Origin of the sequence: Aliidiomarina shirensis (genome assembly GCF_003987345.1) — a bacterium.
GTDB classification, from domain to species: Bacteria; Pseudomonadota; Gammaproteobacteria; order Enterobacterales; family Alteromonadaceae; genus Aliidiomarina; species Aliidiomarina shirensis.
The window spans coordinates 136,487-154,685 of the sequence record NZ_PIPP01000005.1 but is presented as its reverse complement, the minus strand read 5'-3'; the positions used below and the strand labels follow the sequence as shown (position 1 = coordinate 154,685).

Annotated in this window: 15 protein-coding genes; 11 read left to right on the top strand and 4 right to left on the bottom strand. The window is 45.6% G+C overall.

Going from position 1 to position 18,199, the window contains the following annotated elements:
• Window positions 1-67: 67 nt before the first annotated feature.
• The 5 genes from CWE13_RS10780 (at window position 68) to CWE13_RS10760 (ending at window position 6,514) form a co-directional block, all read left to right on the top strand.
• Complete coding sequence (locus CWE13_RS10780; RefSeq protein ID WP_126808526.1) at window positions 68-940, top strand: 23S rRNA (adenine(2030)-N(6))-methyltransferase RlmJ; 873 nt, start codon at window positions 68-70, stop codon at window positions 938-940.
• A gap of 31 nt (window positions 941-971) precedes the next feature.
• A complete protein-coding gene (locus tag CWE13_RS10775; protein WP_157980965.1) occupies window positions 972-2,939 on the top strand; it encodes a bifunctional 2',3'-cyclic-nucleotide 2'-phosphodiesterase/3'-nucleotidase in 1,968 nt (655 codons plus the stop codon).
• Between the two features lie 376 nt (window positions 2,940-3,315).
• Window positions 3,316-4,425 carry an OmpA family protein gene (locus CWE13_RS10770; protein ID WP_126808522.1) on the top strand — a complete coding sequence of 370 codons (1,110 nt, stop codon included), beginning with the start codon at window positions 3,316-3,318 and terminating at the stop codon, window positions 4,423-4,425.
• A gap of 196 nt (window positions 4,426-4,621) precedes the next feature.
• Window positions 4,622-5,317 (top strand): hypothetical protein, encoded by a 696-nt coding sequence (locus CWE13_RS10765; protein ID WP_126808521.1) that lies wholly within the window; start codon window positions 4,622-4,624, stop codon window positions 5,315-5,317.
• Between the two features lie 21 nt (window positions 5,318-5,338).
• Window positions 5,339-6,514, top strand: a complete 1,176-nt coding sequence (locus CWE13_RS10760; protein WP_126808519.1) for an acyl-CoA dehydrogenase — start codon at window positions 5,339-5,341, stop codon at window positions 6,512-6,514.
• A gap of 41 nt (window positions 6,515-6,555) precedes the next feature.
• Here the strand turns inward: CWE13_RS10760 and CWE13_RS10755 are convergent, their stop codons facing one another.
• A complete protein-coding gene (locus tag CWE13_RS10755) occupies window positions 6,556-7,185 on the bottom strand; it encodes a LuxR C-terminal-related transcriptional regulator (RefSeq protein WP_157980964.1) in 630 nt (209 codons plus the stop codon).
• Between the two features lie 184 nt (window positions 7,186-7,369).
• Between CWE13_RS10755 and CWE13_RS10750 the strand changes: the two genes are divergently transcribed.
• The 5 genes from CWE13_RS10750 (at window position 7,370) to CWE13_RS10730 (ending at window position 13,414) form a co-directional block, all read left to right on the top strand.
• On the top strand, window positions 7,370-7,681 hold the full coding sequence (locus CWE13_RS10750; protein ID WP_338024815.1) for an ArsR/SmtB family transcription factor: 312 nt from the start codon (window positions 7,370-7,372) through the stop codon (window positions 7,679-7,681).
• A 43-nt stretch (window positions 7,682-7,724) separates the two neighbouring features.
• Window positions 7,725-7,934: a YgaP family membrane protein gene (locus CWE13_RS10745; RefSeq protein ID WP_420837040.1), complete on the top strand. Its 210-nt coding sequence runs from the start codon at window positions 7,725-7,727 to the stop codon at window positions 7,932-7,934.
• A gap of 28 nt (window positions 7,935-7,962) precedes the next feature.
• On the top strand, window positions 7,963-11,337 hold the full coding sequence (locus CWE13_RS10740; RefSeq protein WP_338024814.1) for an efflux RND transporter permease subunit: 3,375 nt from the start codon (window positions 7,963-7,965) through the stop codon (window positions 11,335-11,337).
• The gene (locus CWE13_RS10735) at window positions 11,334-12,392 is read left to right on the top strand and encodes an efflux RND transporter periplasmic adaptor subunit (protein WP_126808513.1); all 1,059 of its coding nucleotides are present in this window, start codon (window positions 11,334-11,336) and stop codon (window positions 12,390-12,392) included. The genes CWE13_RS10740 and CWE13_RS10735 overlap by 4 nt, the downstream gene beginning before the upstream one ends.
• Window positions 12,393-12,514: 122 nt before the next feature.
• A complete protein-coding gene (locus CWE13_RS10730) occupies window positions 12,515-13,414 on the top strand; it encodes a putative RNA methyltransferase (protein ID WP_126808512.1) in 900 nt (299 codons plus the stop codon).
• Here the strand turns inward: CWE13_RS10730 and hemN are convergent.
• Entirely contained in the window at window positions 13,396-14,760 is a 1,365-nt protein-coding gene (gene hemN, locus CWE13_RS10725; RefSeq protein ID WP_126808510.1) for an oxygen-independent coproporphyrinogen III oxidase, read from the bottom strand. The genes CWE13_RS10730 and hemN overlap by 19 nt on opposite strands.
• A 195-nt stretch (window positions 14,761-14,955) precedes the next feature.
• Between hemN and CWE13_RS10720 the strand changes: the two genes are divergently transcribed.
• Window positions 14,956-15,333 (top strand): SirB2 family protein, encoded by a 378-nt coding sequence (locus tag CWE13_RS10720; protein WP_126808508.1) that lies wholly within the window; start codon window positions 14,956-14,958, stop codon window positions 15,331-15,333.
• Between the two features lie 48 nt (window positions 15,334-15,381).
• Here the strand turns inward: CWE13_RS10720 and CWE13_RS10715 are convergent, their stop codons facing one another.
• Both CWE13_RS10715 and CWE13_RS10710 read right to left on the bottom strand, forming a co-directional pair.
• Window positions 15,382-17,430 (bottom strand): sensor domain-containing diguanylate cyclase, encoded by a 2,049-nt coding sequence (locus tag CWE13_RS10715; RefSeq protein ID WP_126808506.1) that lies wholly within the window; start codon window positions 17,428-17,430, stop codon window positions 15,382-15,384.
• 49 nt (window positions 17,431-17,479) lie between these two features.
• Entirely contained in the window at window positions 17,480-18,199 is a 720-nt protein-coding gene (locus tag CWE13_RS10710) for a biliverdin-producing heme oxygenase (RefSeq protein ID WP_126808504.1), read from the bottom strand.

Here is an 18,199-nt window from a genome sequence, read left to right as displayed (position 1 = left end):
AGCCAATATATTCAGGCGCTAATGTACTTGCGAGCTCACGCTCAGAAAACCACGGAAATTTTTTATTATGCTCAGTTATCAGCACGGATATCACGCTGGCAATGCTGCCGATATTCACAAACATCTCACGCTTATCGCTGTGATTAAGCGCTTACAGGCAAAAGAAAGTGCTATTCACTATTTTGATACACATGCTGGTAAAGGACACTATGATTTAACTGATGCCCAGGCGCAAAAAACCGGTGAGTTCACGGCAGGTGTTGCGCGTATGGTGCCTCTGCGCGATACCCTAATTCCGAATTCGGTTTGGGCGGAATTTTTCGCGGCGTTAGATTCGGCGAATGCTGAAGAAACCAATCGTGGTCAGTTAATTAACGCAAAACAATTGCGATTTTACCCCGGATCGCCGGGTTGGGTTTCGCGGTTGCGCAGAGCACAAGATAGGCACACGGTATTTGAATTACACCCAGCAGAGCATGATGTTCTGAGTACATACGGTGAACAGCAAACGGGTAGAGTAGTTTACGGCGATGGTTTGCAAGGTGTACTAAAATTATTACCGCCGAAAACACCGCGTTTACTTGTTTTAATAGATCCAGCTTATGAAAATAAAACGGAATACGATGATGTCGCTGCGGCGGCGATCAAGGTGTTGCAACGTTGCCGTCATGCCGTGGTGTTAATTTGGTATCCGCTGTTACCCGCAGCAAAGCACGAGGCTTTACTCGAACAGATTCGTACGGAAGTTGCATTACCCGTATTGCAAAGCGAATTTCATTACCAAGCAAATACGGGTGAACGCGGTATGTATGGGGCTGGAATGTTAATCGTAAATCCGCCGTGGCAGTTGGAAAACAATATCGCAGAATTAATGCAGCCAATATTACCGGAATATGGGGAAGCGGCTAAGTTGGCGCAATCATGGTTGGTTGCTGAGTGAATAATATTTAATCCAAGCAATGGAAATGAATATGAAAATGCTAAAAATTACGCTGAGTGCTGTACTTATTTCAGGGGTGTTGTTAGGTGGCTGCAGTAAACCTACTGCTCCTGCTGAAGTAAACTTGCGTTTAATCGAAACCACTGATTTGCACGCGTATATGTTGGGTTATGATTATTTTCAACAACAATCAACGGATGCATACGGCCTAGTGCATACAGCTGCCTTGATTCACGAGGCACGAGCTGAAAATCCAAACAATTTCCTGATTGATAATGGTGATTTGATCCAAGGTAGTGCTTTTGGCGATTGGGTAGCCCGGAATGGTGTTGAGTACGTTTCGGAAAACGCCCATCCGATTATTCGTGCGCTCAATCATCTGCAATATGATGTTGGCAACATGGGCAACCACGAGTTTAATTATGGTCTTGAATTTTTGCATGAATCGGTGCGTGGTGCAGAGTTTCCGTATATCAGCGCGAATGTTTTTCATGCCAGTTCTGCCGCTGAATCGGGTAAGGTGAATTCAGGTTGGGATAACCCAATGTTTGAACCCTACGTAATTCTAGCCAAGCAAATGCAAGACCAGCACGGCAATGAACACGAAATAAAAGTAGGTTTCATTGGTTTTCTGCCACCTCAAATAGTGCGTTGGGATCAACAGCATCTAGCTGGCAAAGTACGCGTGCGCGATATGGTTGAAGCCGCAGAATATTACATTCCAAAAATGCGCGCCGAGGGTGCCGATGTTGTTGTGGCGGTACCGCATTCGGGGTTGCGTATTTATGATAATTATCCGCAATTCGCTGAGCAGGCGAGCTATCAGTTAGCAGGCGTTGAGGGCATTGATGCCATTCTGTTCGGCCATCAACATCAGCTATTTCCGGGCTCCGACGGGTACAACGATTTACCAGAAGTAGATAACGAGGCGGGTTATGTGCGTGGCGTACCTGCCGTTGCTCCAGGCTACTGGGGTGATCATCTCGGAATAATTGATTTACGTTTACAACATAGCGAAGCAGGATGGAAAGTTTTGGCCAGTGAGGTTGCAGTGCGCGCCGTTGATGAGCGTAAAGATACCGCATTAGAAGCGATGCTTATGGCTGAACATGAAGAAACAATAGCCATGTTAAACGAGCCCTTGGGTGAAGTTGAAGCGCGTATTTCAACGCTGTTTGCACGCATAGAACCGAGTACCGCAGTGCAGTTGATCAATGATGCGCAAACCTGGTTGGTAGAGTCTTTGCAGGCGCGCGGTGAAGTAGCCGACGGTTTACCCGTTTTAAGCGCCGCTGCGCCATTTCGCAACGGTTTTCAAAGTGCTGATGACTACACCATTATTGAGGCTGGTGAGTTTACACTCGGTAACTTGGTTGATTTGTATGTCTACCCGAATACGCTGCAAGTGGTTGAAGTAACGGGCGCTCAGCTAGTGGAATGGTTAGAAATGTCAGCGCTGGCTTATCAGCAAATAGATCCGGAACTAAATGAACCGCAAGCGCTATTCACAGGAAATCCAAGTTTTAACTTTGATGTACTGAGCGGAATCGAATACCGCTTTGATATTACGCAGCCAGCGCGCTACAACACGCACGGTGAACTGATTAATGCTGATGCACGACGAGTCGTTGATGTTTCTTTCGCCGGAGCCCCTTTAGATATGGATCAACGATTTCTTGTGGCTGTGAATAACTACCGCGCAGGTGGTGGTGGCGGCTTTCCTGGCCTTGATGGTAGCACTATAGTGCATTCTAGCGGCGAAGAAGTGCGGCAAGTAATCGCTAATTATGCGCGAGAAATGACTATGGCCAACGACGGTATTTTGCCGCTCACGCTGAATAAAAACTGGGCAATTGATTTACCCGAAGGCGTTATTGTTGAGTTTCGGGGTAATAATAGTGAAGCTGGAAAAGAAGAAGCTGAAAATATAGAAAGTGTAAAGAAATATGACGAGGACCTTAAAGGCTATGCAATTTTCCATTTGAAGGCCTATGAATAGTTGCCATTAGAGCTGATATAACATCGCTTTTTGGGCGGCAAGTAACTGAGTTGGTGTGTGTTTCTCAAACGCCAGAGGATAATAAAAGCCGCAAGATAATCGTTAAATACTTAACGCAAACTATACGAAATAGTTTGTTGGTATAACATTGATCTTCTGAGGTTAAATGTTATACTCCAAGGAGTTTCGAGCGTAAAATTTATGTGGCGTGATTCTAATTTAACAAAACATTGAATTTTATAGCTTGTTAGACACCGAATTTTAAAAGTTTTGGTAAAGTTAACACGATTAGTCGTTAGTTAAGCCAGAATAAGGGTTGATACCCCCCCAACCCTCCCGGGTTAGTGGAGCAGCTGAAGGAAAGAAGGAATCCCTTATGAATAAAATTACTGGAATAGCAATACCTGCGGCAATAGCTGGCCTAATGCTAGTTAGCCCACAAGCCAAGGCTTTAGAAAACTTCACAGGAACCGAATCATTCTCTTTCGGTGCTCGATTGAATATTACTTCAATTGACGGTGACCGCATTTTCGTTGATAACGCCAATATTGGTCATTTCATTGATGATGGTTTTAACTCGCCGCAAATCGGTCTAGAGTTCTCTGTTCCGCTAACTGACCGTTGGGCAGTTCGTACATACTGGGATCGCGTTAAAACTGACGTAGAAGGGCTTACTAATAGCGCTACTGGTCATATGTTTGGTACCGACGCACTATTTTTCCTCAACGAAAACGTATATGCAGGTGCTGGTTTCAACGCAACACGTGTTCAGCGTCATCGTGATCTAATGTACCGTGCAACACTTGGTTACAGACATTCGTTCAACGAAAAATGGTTTATCCGTGCTGAGGTTGCTCCGCAATTTAGCTCTGATTACAACGATATTTCATTCATCGTAAGTGCAAACTATCGCTTCGGCGAAGGTGGTCCAGCACTTAATGCATGGTTGAACCGTGATGAGCGTGAAGCAGCTGCAACGCAAGATACAACCCCAGCAGAAACTACTGACCGCGAAACTGATAGCGACCGTGATGGCGTTCCAGATTACCGCGATGATTGTGCTAACACACCACGCAACCATGTTGTAGATAGCCGTGGTTGTACTGTGTACACAACTGAACAGGTTTCTGAAAATTTACGTGTAGGCTTTGAGTTCGATTCAGCTCGTGTAACTAGTGATTATAATGGTGATGTTCGCCGTTTAGCTGATTTCATGAAAGAGCACACAGATACTGAAGTAGTTATCAACGGCCACACCGATTTAATCGGTACTGCTGAATATAACCGTGATTTATCTGAGCGTCGTGCGAAAGCTGTTGCCGATATCCTTGTGAACAGCCACGGTATTAGCCGTAGCCGTATCACTACAGTTGGCCACGGTATGAGCCGTCCAGTAGTAAACGAAATTAGTTTATCTGCTAACGAGCGCAACCGTCGTACTGAAGCTGCACTTTCTGTTGAAATCCGAGTGCCACGTACTCGTTAATTTCAACTAGAAATGAATCTTTAGAAAAGGCACCTTCGGGTGCCTTTTTGTTATTTACTAGGCAAGAAATTGAAGTAGATCAAGATTCAGGTTTAGCGTGTGCAAAGGCTGTTTGTTTAATCTTTATTCGGATAATTATATTCGCTAATATTCAATCAAACGTAGTGTAAGCAAACGTGCATAGAAGGGCTTCATCATGGCTAAGTTCGTACATATCATTTATGTGGTTATTATTTCAGTGTTGGCAATTCTACTGTGGCAAGAGAGTAGCCAAGAAGTTTCTGATCTCAACGCGAATGAGAGCTTAGTGAATACTTCGCTGAACCATCGCGTAGACGAAAACGAACGTAATCTAGAAGCCTTAGTGGGCGAACTCCAGGCTCAAAATCAATCACTCGAAGCGAGAGTGCAAGAGCAAGAGCGGTTATTGGCTGATTTGCGTGATCAGGCAGGTGAAATTGCAGAACAAGAACGCAATCAGCAAGAAGCAGCTGGAGAACAAAGTGAGCAAACTAGGAATAGTGTTACCGCATTAGCTCGCGCTATTGAAAATGCACAAGATGGCCATCTAAGTAATGACGATATGGCGGTGCGCCGCGAGCTAGAACCGGTAGACCCGAGTTGGGCTTATCCGATTGAACAAAACTTGCAAGATTTCTTTATTCGAGAAGAAGAATTTCGGCATATCAATGTAATCGACTTAGAGTGCCGTACCAGCTATTGCGAGATGTCGTTAGAGCTTACCGAACCGGGTCAATCATTCAACACGAGTGTGTTGAACCGCTATTTGCAAGAAGAAGATTGGTTTCAAAATGGCATGATTATGGCTTTTGAGAACCCAGAAGCAGGAACCGCCACGGTAATCATCGAAACCCGCCGCAAGGTTGATTAATACAACCGAGTTGAGGACATAATGAGCAAACAATCCGCCTTTAATTGGCAAGACCCGTTTTTAATTGAATCATTATTAACTGATGAAGAGCGTATGGTGCGCGATAGTGCGCATGACTATTGCCAAAAAAAGTTACAGCCTAGGATTTTGATGGCCAATCGCCAGGAACATTTTCATCGAGAGATCATGCATGAAATGGGTGACCTTGGTTTGCTTGGTGCCACTATTCCGGAAACCTATGGTGGTGCGGGTGTAAACCATGTTTGTTACGGTCTTATTGCGCGTGAAGTTGAACGGGTTGATAGCGGTTACCGCAGCGCGATGAGCGTGCAAAGTTCATTAGTTATGTATCCGATTTATGAATTTGGTACCGAAACACAACGGCAGAAATACTTACCAAAATTGGCCAGCGGTGAGTGGGTAGGATGTTTTGGCCTTACTGAGCCCGATGCTGGTTCAGATCCAGCAAGTATGAAAACCAGAGCTCAAAAGGTAGCGGGCGGCTATCGTTTAACAGGCAGCAAAATGTGGATCACGAACAGCCCGATAGCAGATGTGTTTGTAGTGTGGGCAAAGCTTGAAGGTGTTATTCGAGGTTTTGTGCTCGAGAAAGGTATGGAAGGGTTAAGTGCCCCAAAAATTGAGGGTAAGTTTAGCCTTCGAGCATCGATAACCGGCGAGATCGTTATGGATAATGTATTTGTCCCGGAAGCAAATATTTTTCCTGATATCACCGGTTTGAAAGGTCCATTTAAATGTTTAAACAAGGCCCGGTATGGAATAGCATGGGGGGCTATGGGAGCGGCAGAATTTTGTTGGCACGCCGCACGTCAATATACGCTAGATCGTGAACAATTTGGGCGCCCGTTGGCGGCAACACAGTTAGTTCAGAAAAAGCTTGCGGATATGCAAACTGAAATTAGTTTAGCGCTATTAGGAGCTTTACAGGCCGGCAGGATGGCCGATGAGAACATGTTGGCGCCCGAGACAATTAGCCTGATTAAACGGAATAGTTGTGGGAAGGCATTAGATATAGCACGAACGGCACGGGATATGCATGGTGGTAATGGTGTTTCCGATGAATACCACGTTATCCGGCATGTTATGAACCTCGAGGCGGTTAATACCTATGAAGGCACGCACGATGTTCACGCGTTAATTCTGGGTAGGGCACAAACGGGGTTACCAGCGTTCTGAGGCCCTTTGGCCGCGAGCGCTAGAATATCATGATGGATGTTTTAGCGCTTTAATTGCCAAAGAGCAGCCTGCATGCGTGAACGCAGCCCTAGCTTCTTCAGAATATTTTTTATATGTACCTTCACAGTACCTTCCGAAATCGCCAGTTCCTCTGCTAGGATTCGGTTGCTCTTGCCCTCGGTGAGCAAACGTAAAATTTCCTTTTCTCGTTTTGTTAACGGTTGCTGCGAAGCCTGTTGAATTTCACTTTCCGAATAACGTAATGCTTTGGCTAAGATCTCAACAACGCCCTCGCTTAGTGCCATTTTTCCTTGTAGGGCTTTTGTTAATAACGCGGATAGCTGTGCTGGATCGGTATCCTTTAACAAATAACCATCCGCCCCGTTGCGAATAGCATTAAGGATATCCGTTTCTGCATCTGAAGCTGAAAACATGATAATTCTGGAAGGAACACAGCTTTTTCGAAGCTTTGCTAATGCGGCGTAACCGCGTTTAGAAGCCTCAAGCACGATCAACTCGGGCTCGCTCGCAATAGCTGTAGACACTGATTGCGGTGCCATAGGCAGCTTTATTGGTGTAATTTTACCAATGTGGGTTTTGAATACGTCTTCAACAAGAGAAAGCGAATCGGTTCGCTCCTCAATGATCAACACGCTATTTAAATCACTCATGATGTATTCTCCGCTACCTTTGAAGATAAGGTGGCTAAACGAATGACTATTACCTCCTATTTGCTCGTAAAATACTTTGATACATATCATTAAACCGCCATTATATTAAATTTTAAGTTATTTATCATGCACTTCTGGTTTTAAAATAAGTAAAGCTCTTGTTAAATTAGAAAAAGCTAATATAATGTTCAATATGAAAACTATCTCAATACATCAAATGCAAGAAAACGCGAGCTCAGCAGAGAGCTTGTTGAAATCGTTAGCAAATAGCTATCGATTGATGGTGCTGTGCCATTTGGTAAACGGTGAAATGTCGGTTGGTGAGCTGGAAAAAAAAGTGGGCTTATCACAATCCTCGCTTTCACAGCATTTAGCAAAATTGCGTGAGCAGAAAATTGTTAGCTTTCGCAAACAAGGCACCACTGTGCTTTATCGTATTGCGGATAAAAATGCGTTACAAATTTTGGAAAGTTTACATAGCATCTTTTGCGAGTAACTTTTTTTTGGGTTTTAAATATTAGAATATCCTAATGGAGGGTATGAAAATGAATATCGATCGTTTTGTTTTTGCGTTTGCTGGCTTCGTGGTGTTGTTATCAGTGCTTTTAGCTTGGCAGGTACATCAAGGCTGGTTGCTACTCACAGGCTTTATTGGTTTGAACCTTTTACAAGCGGCATTTACCGGCTTCTGCCCATTAGCGAAAATACTAAAAGCTGCAGGTTTAAAACCGGGTCAGGCGTTCAAGTAATTTGCCATATTAATTATTGGAGCCAAAAGTGAGCGATATCAAGGCAGAGCAAAGCGCTAACAACGGTGTGGTTAGGTGGTTCTTAAATAGCGCCTTCCCACCGATTCTAATTGGCTTGGCATTATTGCTAGGTGCCTTTGCTCTATTGCTCACGCCGCGTGAAGAAGATCCGCAAATCGTTGTGCCGATGGCCGATGTTAGAGTGAGTGCTCCGGGGCTTTCAGCGCGGCAAATTGCTACCCAGGTTACCGAACCACTTGAGCGCCTCGTATCTCAAATTGATGGTGTGGAGTATGTTTACTCCCAATCCAATCGCGATTACGCCAATGTTACGGTGCGCTTTTATGTGGGTGAAGATCGAGAAGATTCACTTGTAAAACTCTACAATAAAATCTACTCAAGCCAAGATCAGATTCCTGCGGTTGTAAAAACTTGGGCCGTTAAACCCGTTGAAATCGACGACGTTCCTATCATAGTTGCTGCACTTTATAGTACTGACCCAGAGCAACACGATGCATTCGCACTGCGCCGAATAGCAGAACAAGCTACACAGAAATTAAAAGCGGTTGATAATACCAATCAGGTGTCAGTAGTGGGTGGCCAGGCGCGCACGATTCAAATTGCGCTGGATAGCGTGGGCCTTGCTGCCCACAGCACCACTATTGCCGATGTTGCTCGTGCAATTCAGGTGAGCAACACGCAAGTGAGTGCCGGCGAACTACATCAGCAAGGGCGTGTCATCCAAGTTGAAAGCGGAGCGTTTTTTGCCAGTGCGGCGGAGTTGGCGAATACCGTTGTCAATGTCGTGAACGAAAGAGCCGTTTATTTAAGGGACGTAGCCGAGATCACTGATGGCCCGGAGCAGGCGAAGAATTATACCGCTTTTTACCCGGGGCCAGAGTTTACCGGGATGACAAACAGCGCGGTTGTTGAATCCGGAACCATGTATGGCGAGAAATATCCTGCGGTTTACATTTCGGTAGCAAAACAGCGCGGTGCAAATGCAGTGTGGGTAGCAGGCGACGTACTTGCTCAGCTTGAAGAATTAGAGGCTACGTGGCTACCTGAGGGCGTAGCAGTTTCCGTAATTCGTAATTACGGCGAAACTGCCGATGAAAAAGTATCGGAGCTGGTTAGCAGCCTCGTGGTTGCTGTGTTAGTGGTAGTGGTATTCGTAGGGCTTTTCTTAAGTTGGCGAGCCGCTATTGTGGTGGCAATTGCAATTCCAATCGCGTATGGCGCAACCCTCGGCATGGATCTTTTGTTCGGCTACACCATTAACCGGGTTACTCTCTTTGCGTTGATATTGGCACTAGGCTTAATTGTCGACGATCCGATCGCGGCAATTGATAATATTGAGCGCCACATTCGTGCCGAAGGTAAAGCTTCGAAACGAGCTGTAGTGGCGGCTATGGTTGAAATTCGCAGCGCGCTATTAATGTCTACCCTAGCCATTATTATCGTTTTCACACCCATGTTTTTCATTACCGGCATGATGGGGCCCTATATGGGGCCAATGGCGTTCAATGTACCTATTAGCGTAATTTTCTCAACCATTACCGCATTTTTGATCACGCCATGGCTGGCATGGAAAATAATGGGCAAGGCAAAGCAAAAGGGTGCCTACGACCCGAGCAGTTCGCTAATCTATAGAGGGTATCGAAAAACGCTTGAACCCCTATTAGATTCACGTAAACGCAGCAAGGTTTTTCTATGGAGTGTGGCTGGCTTATTCATACTCGCAGCCTTGTTACCTGTATTGCGTTTGGTACCGTTGAAGCTCTTGCCGCATGATAACAAGAATGAACTTCAGCTCGTTGTTGATATGCGTGAGGGCGAGCCATTGGAGAGCACGGCTATGGCCCTTGAGCGTTTTGCTGAGTATCTACAAACAGTGCCCGAGGTTAGCGCGATTGCTACATTCACAGGGGTTGCTTCGCCAATGGATTTCAATGGTATGGTGCGCCACTATTCGAATCGAAATCAGCCATGGCACGGCGAAGTGCGGATAGTTCTTGCCGATAAATCGCGCCGTAGCATGCAATCGAATGAAATGGTGAATCGCTTGCGTGATCCGCTCGAAGCGATTGCCAGCGATGTAGGTGCACAGCTAAAAATTGTACAAATGCCGCCAGGGCCTCCAGTTTTAGCCACTATTGTTGCCGAATTATATGGCGCCGATGAAACGCCTTATTCGGAAATAGAAAATGCTGCACAGGTGCTTGCTGATCGTATACGGCAAGAAGATTTTGTGAGTGAGGTAGATACTTCGGTACCGGACGAGCACAAAGTGTGGCGTTTCGTGATTGATCGGGAAAAAGCAGCTTTATCAGGTATTAGTGCAAACGATATTCATGAGAGTATTCAGGCTGCTAGCGGTGGCTGGACGATAGATTTTTTGCAGCAGGAAAACGAAATTAACCCGCTGCCGATTGAAATTCGGCTGCCAGAAAGGTTACGTGATAACCCAGATCATCTTTTATCACTTTATGTTCGAGGTCAACGTGGGTTTGCTCAGCAAAGCAGCGCATCAGGATTAACTGCAGCGCCAGCACCATTGGTACCTCTTGCGGAGCTAGGTGAGTTCGTTGAGTTGCCAGCTAATCGGCCGATTCTTCACAAAAACCTGCGGCCTGTAGTTTACGTGTATGCAGAACCGGTTGGCCGGGTGCCCGCCGACGTTGTTGCCGATGTGATGGTAGATCAGAACAGTGAAAGCAATGAGAAAGTGCCTCATTGGCAACGGCATTACTTTAATAATGGTTCGGGTTTGGGTTGGCAGGTGCCAAGTGATATCGATGTTGTGTGGAGTGGCGAAGGGGAGTGGAAAATAACTCTCGATGTGTTTCGTGATTTAGGTATCGCTTACGGGGTTGCGCTCCTTGGGGTTTATATCGTGATGGTACTGCAAACTCGATTAAAAGCGGTGGCGGGCATTATGATGTTATCAATACCGCTTACGGTAATCGGCATTATGCCCGGGTTTTGGTTTCTGAATATGTTTAGCGCAGATATTGCCGGTTACCCAAACCCAGCTCTATTCACGGCTACGGCGATGATTGGCATGATTGCTTTGGCTGGAATAGTGGTACGTAACGCACTTATATTAATTGATTTCATTCAGCAGCGTTTACAAAGTGATTGTACGCTAAAAGAAGCCTTGTTTGATGCAGGTGCCGCGCGTACACGACCAATTTTACTTACGGCCGGAACAACGATGCTGGCGAATATCGTCATTACTTTGGACCCCATTTTTAATGGGTTAGCTTGGGCAGTGATATTTGGTATCACGGCCTCAACTTTATTCACTTTACTTGTTATTCCGGTGGTGTATTACATGATGTACAACGGCACTGAAGGGCACGGTACGGGTCATAAACCGCAACAGGAGCACGAAGCATGAAGATAAAACGCATACTCGCAATTATTGCTGGGTTCGTTGGCCTGCTTTTAGTTTTTGCTTGGTTGGCAAATGCTTTTGTTGCGAAATTGAATACGGAGCCAATGGCCGTTAAATCGGAAACGAAGCCGCGTACCGCTCAGGTTATTGCAGAATCACGAGTTCAACGTAGAACCTTCAGTGGTACGATTCAAGCGCGTCAGCAAGCGGCTATATCGGCGCGTATAACTGCTCGAGTTGCTGAAGTATTGGTAGATGCTGGTGATAAAGTGCAAGCCGGTGATGTGTTGTTGCGTTTAGAAAATGATGATCTTAGTTCGCGAGTGCGTCAACAAGAACAATCGTTGGCCGCCGCACAAGCGCGGGTAAACGAAGCACGCTCAAGCTTTCAACGTATTGAAGCGGTCGTTTCGCAAGGTGTGCTCCCGGCAGCACGTCTTGACGAAGCGCGTGCTGCGCGTGATAGTGCTGAGGCAGACCTCATTCGCGCACGTGAATCATTATTTGAAGCACGAACCAGTGAAAGTTTCAGTGTTATCCTGGCGCCGTTTTCTGGTGTTATCAGCCGAAGAGCGGTGTTTACCGGCGATACGGCAACTCCGGGCATGTTTTTAGTTGGCCTGTATTCGCCAGAAAGCTTGCGGCTAGAAGCATCGGTTAGCGAATCGGTATTACCGAATATTGCGGTTGGTGATATCTTGCAGATTTCACTTGATGCTTTGGCTGAACATCTTCCCGCACAAGTTGTAGAAATGGAGCCGGCCGCTGATACAGCCTCGCGTAGCTTTGTCATTCGGTTAGTTCCGGAAACGATTCAAGGCCTTTATCCGGGAATGTATGGAACCGTTTCCGTTCCGGCGGGTAGCCGTGTGGTTACGCATATTCCCAAGGTCGCGATAACTCAGATTGGTCAGTTGAATTATGTATATGTGTGGCGAGAAAACCGCCTAGAACGGCGCTTAGTTAGGCTTGGCGAAGCGCTTGATTATCAAGGTCGCGCCCATATCGAAGTGGCTGCTGGTTTGCGCGCGGGCGAAGAAGTCAAGTTACCCGATTAATTTCAATGTGCTAGGCGTAATAGCGCATACAACGTGGCGGCAGGTAGATTGAATTTCAATTAGCCAGTGTCGTCGATAGGCGTTACTATTCGGTTAATTTCCGATAGAAGTTGCCTTTAATTATGCCTAGCGTTGCGTTCAATCACTTACAATGCCCTATTGAGGGTGAAGCCTTATATCCTTCCGAGCACGGCTTATCGTGGAGCTGCTCGAACGGCCACAGTTTTGATGTTGCGAAGCAGGGATATTTAAACCTCTTACCCGTGCAGCAGAAACGTTCCAAAGATCCTGGTGATAGCAAAGCGATGGTATCTGCTCGGCGCGAATTCCTGAATAGCGGTTTCTATCAACCGCTGGCAAAGAGCATTGCGGAAGAAGTACTCCGGTATGCAGAGCAGCAAAATACATCTGCTAAAAATCCCTTACGCGTTCTTGATGCCGGTTGTGGCGAAGGCTATTACCTTCGAGAGCTTGTGGAGAGCGCGCGCACCGATTATTTAAGTGTTGCTGGGTTTGATATCTCAAAGTGGGCGGTACTTTCTGCTGCAAAGCAAGGCGTAGATGCAGAGAATACGGTACGTTGGTTTGTAGCCAGTAATGCGCAAATTCCAGTGCAAGATGCTTCAGTGGACGTTGTGCTATGTGTTTTTGGCTTTCCTGTTTATCCAGAATTCTTACGTGTTCTAAAGCCGGGAGGTCTTCTTATCATGGTAGATCCGGGGCAGAAACACCTAAGAGAACTAAGAGAAGTGATTTATCCCGATATAAAACCCGAAAAGCCAGAGAAGCCACACCCCGAGTTTTTCCACGTGCAGCCCCCGCTTTCTGTGAATTATGCACTTACGCTCGAATCAGCAGCTGAAATTAAAAATCTTCTAGCCATGACACCGCATTTATTTCGAGCGCCCGCAGACGGCAAGCAACGAGCAAACGCGCTCAACGAGTTAACGGTTACCGTAGATGTGAATATTCAGCCTTTACGTAAAATGATAGCAAAGGGCATTCAAACCACCTTCGAATAAGATTGTTGCCCATCGGCCAAATACGCATCAAATGCGCTACAGATACTACGCACCCATAACCTACCATTATCGGTGATTCGTATTTCTTTATCGGTTATGTTTACTAAGCCATCGGCAATAAAATTCTGCAAACGTGGCAGGCTCGTTGCGAAATAATCGTGAAAGTTTAGCTGCCATTTTTGTGCAAATGCATTGATATCGAGGTGAAAATGGCAAATCAGCTCAGCAATTAGGTTCGCACGAATTTCATCATCGTGGGTGAGCAACACGCCTTTGCAAACCGGTAATTTATTTTCAGACAACGCACCGTAATATTCAGCTAGCGCTTTCTCGTTTTGCCAAATCACGCCGTGTACTTGGCTAATTGATGAATTGCCTAACCCCAATAATGCCCCAGAACCGTGTGTAGTATAGCCTTGAAAATTTCGCTGTAGTTTACCTGCACGCTGGGCTTTAGCGAGTTCATCGGTGGGCCGTGCAAAATGATCCATGCCAATGAATTGGTAACCCGCCTGAGTAAACGTTTGAATGCCCATTTGCATCAGCTGTAACTTTAACTCTGGGTTTGGCAATGTCGCGTCTTTTATTTTTCGCTGCGCGGCAAATCGGCTCGGAAGATGCGCGTAACTGAACAGTGAAATTCGATCCGGATTGAGCGCTACCACCTTATCGAGCGATTCTTGAAATGTTGTGGGATTTTGGTGCGGCAAGCCATAGATTACGTCAAGATTTATCGAGGCAAAGCCAAGTTCACGAGAACGTTTTATCAACGCAGCTACCATCTCATAGTCTTGCACTCGATTAATCGCAATTTGCACATCGTTATCAAAATCTTGAATGCCATAACTAACCCGATTAAAGCCCAAGTTACGCAGGTGCTCTAGTTTTGCCAATGAGCAGCTGCGTGGATCGATTTCAATACTGGTTTCATGGGTATCGCTGGGAACAATGCCAAAATGCGTATTAAGCATTTGCATCAACCGGCTTAACTGCGCTTCTGTAAGAAACGTTGGTGTACCACCACCAAGATGAACGTGGCCTATCGTGCGCGTAGTTAGTCGCGTTTTATACAGCTGCATTTCTTGTTCAAGCGCATCTAGGTAACTATCAGCCTTGCTTTGATGCCGAGTCACTATTTTATTGCAGCCACAGTAATAACAAAGTTGATGGCAGAATGGCAGATGAATATACAAACTCAACGTATCATTGCTGGCTTCCAGTGCTTGCAATAGATGGCTGTGATCAAAAGGCGATGTAAGTGCCAGTGCTGTTGGGTATGAGGTATACCGGGGCCCATTTATATTGTAGCGGGCAATAAGTGATGGATCCCAAGTTATCTCAGCCATAGTAAAGCTTACCTTGTAAATTAGGTGGTGTTGAAAACGATGCTGAGGAGTATAAGTTTTCTTCGATTTACGAACATTGATCTGCCACAAAGCAGCGAATAATTAATGCACATTGTAAATATTCCGGTAGGATAGAACGCATCAAGTATGAACACCTTAGTTTATGCACTCCACAGCAAAAAAGAGAGCAATATCATGGAATTTTATGCACCGGTTAAGGGCATTCACATGCTTGCAGCCTACCTTACAGGACTGTTTTTGATTATTCGCCTTGGCCTTGATGCGCTCGGTAAACCGAATTGGCGTAGCACGCCACTGCGTTGGATTCCGCACGTGAACGATACCATTCTATTGGTGATGGCGATTTCGTTATTAGTGATTACCGGCTTAAATGTACTTGAGCACTCGTGGTTGCTTTTGAAAGTATTATTTTTGATTGGTTATATTATTGCGGGTGTTTTTGCCATTAAACCAAAATTTCCAAAGCGCACGCGAATTGTGGCGGGTATCTTGGCGTTCGTTCAGTTAGCTATTGTGTTTCACTTGGCAATGGCAAAGCCAGTTCTCTGGTAAGTTATTGCGATATAGCGCACTGTTAGTCAGTGCGCTATATTTGTTTCACTAAGCACAAGCCTGATTCCGGCCATTTTCTTTGGCTCGATACATTGCCTTATCTGCGCGATCAATCATATCGTCCCAACGTTTATCACCTTTAAACTCGGCAACACCGATACTGATCGTTACCTCGGGTAGGTTTTCGTGTTTCATGTTTTCAACGGCGGCTCGAACTCGTTCCGCGAACAACATAAGCTCGGGCATACCCGTTTCAGGAGCAATAATTAAAAACTCCTCACCACCCCATCGACCAAATTTATCGGTATCGCGAAGTGTACCAGTAACAGCAGCACAAACCTGTTCCAAGATCTGATCACCAATATTATGGCCGTAAGTGTCGTTAATGGATTTAAATTTATCTAAATCGAAGAGCAAGATACCAAAGCGTTTGTTGTAGCGCTGCGCAGCTTTTACTTCAGATTCTAATCGCTCTTCCATTCTACGGCGGTTAAAAATACCCGTTAAATCGTCGAAGCTAGCTAATTTCTCCAGATTCTTATTTGCGTCAGCAAGTTGTTCGTTCAGTAAGTTGAGCTGCATTGAATCAGCAACAATGAGCAAATCACGAGCAATATCACGCGCTGCATATAGCTGAGCAGTTCGCCATGGTCTGCTCTTCCCGCTGATTTCGTCGCGCCATATTTCAAACGATTTCCGTGGCCCAAGCATAGTTCCGGTTGATGTTTCCACCGCATGTTTTTCCGGCTTACCGGCCCATGTTCGAACTTCGTTTTGGCCAAGGCGGAATAAAAGTAGGTATGAAGGTGATGGCTCATCTGATTTTAGAGGTACCGCTAGTAAACCGGCAAATCGCGAGTCATCTGGTAATATACCGGGCAAGTCTTCTATTAGCATGTGGCTATGCCAGAAAAGGCTAGTTCTATGGTTTTTATCAAGCCACTGAACCATCGCGCTAATTACTGATTCATCGGGTGTTTCGCCGTAGGTGGTCATGTCACCATTATGTAAATAGCTAATGCCATCAGAGCGGAATAGTTTACACCAACTTTCGGCGTGTTCAGATACAAGCTCATGCGATGAGTGCTTGTTGTCGGCGCTCGCGGAGAGTTGTTCACGGGCATTTTGCACCGTTACCATGTAACGCTCCACGTTCCGCGAGTGAATTAACCATAACCGTTCCGCAGCGAATTCAACCGTGCGTACTAACAGCCTGCGAATGCGTCGATCAATAGCTAAAGGTTTACTATGGTGGCAGGCAACAAGGCCCCACAGCTGATCTTCGTTAAAAATGCCGATAGAAGTAGAAGCGGAAACCCCGAAGTTACGTAGATATTGCATGTGTAAAGGAGATACTGCGCGGAGAAGGCCAGTACTAAGGTTTACCGGATCTGTATTTTTCGGAGCATTGATGATGTGCAACGGTTCTGGGTCTGCATTCACATCTGGAATCACTCGAATTGGATTAATACTGTACATTGCACGCGCTTGCGCTGGAATATCGCTCGCTGGAAAATGATGGTTATTCATACTGGTAAATGGAAGGCGCACGGATTCAGCGATTACTTTACCGTTCCATTCTGGGTCGAATTGATAAATCATTACCCGGTCATAACCTGATATCTCTTGGATTAATCGGGTGAGCGTATTGATTAAATCATGGTGCGTGGTGCAACTTCTAAGTTTTTTAAATGCGCGTTGGAACTGAATCTCAAACCAGTTGCTTGTCTGTAATTGATAACGTTCTACTTCAATAATCCAATAGTCATCGTGCAACCAACCGAGGAAACTTAAGGTATCGTTTTCAATCCAGATCGGGTCATTCTCACGAGCGGCACTTTCTAAAGCGGTAATCAAATGGGTAGGTAAAAGGTTCTCAATGGAGGCCTGTTGAATATCGGAAAAATCGCGGATCTCGGTGTTAGCTATGGAAAAATATTCAGCACTATTCGCGCTCGCATAGGCTATTTGCTGAGTATGTTTATCAACAATTAGCATGGCACCAAACGGCTGTATGGCTTGCGGAATATGTATCGGCTCGTCTTCACAGGCTGCAATCAGATTACGTAACTCATCTGAAGCCATGATCTCTGACATGCAATATTCCTTCTTTCAATGAATCGTAAAAATATACGGAGCGAGCCGCCTATTGGTTCTCAAATGATGCCGAAACTATATCCATACATTTAGTTATTGCGATAAAGGTTTGCTCTGCTGTGAGAAAAACTGAATCCTGATGTGCCTTAACTGCGCTTTTTGATTCCTGCCATTCTACTTGTTTACACCACTCTTGCCATTGTATCCAACTATTCGTGCCGTTATCCGATAAATTAAAATATTTACATCCAGTTCCGTTCAGCGCTAACGTGCGGCTAACTCGCGGTGAAAGAATTTCGCCACCTTGGCTGGAGCCCTCTAATACATACAGAACCGCGAGTAGTTGCCAACGGTTTGTAATTGCTGGCCAAACAACGTTTTCGATACCAGGCGGCGCGGAGGTCAACTGTGGCGAACGGCGTTGAATACTACTTGGCAAATCACCATTTGCCATACTGAGTTCCATTTTACCTTCCACCACTTCAAGATCAGCCGACAACAGCGGTAATCTTGGTGTATACGTATAGTTCGATTGATTGCCGGTGTTTTCCGCGGCGTAGCCGTTTAACTGCGCAATAATTTCAGGTTCTAACTTTTGAAAAAATAATGTGAAGCCTAACAGTACCTGCGCATATTCGTGCAGTTGCAAATCATGCGCCATCAACCTAGCCATGGTAGGTTGGCGCTCTATCTGCTGATGAACACTTTTGGTAGCGTTGCGTAAACCCGGTAACAAAATGCTGCCGTGAGATTCTAGATCAGCCGCCAT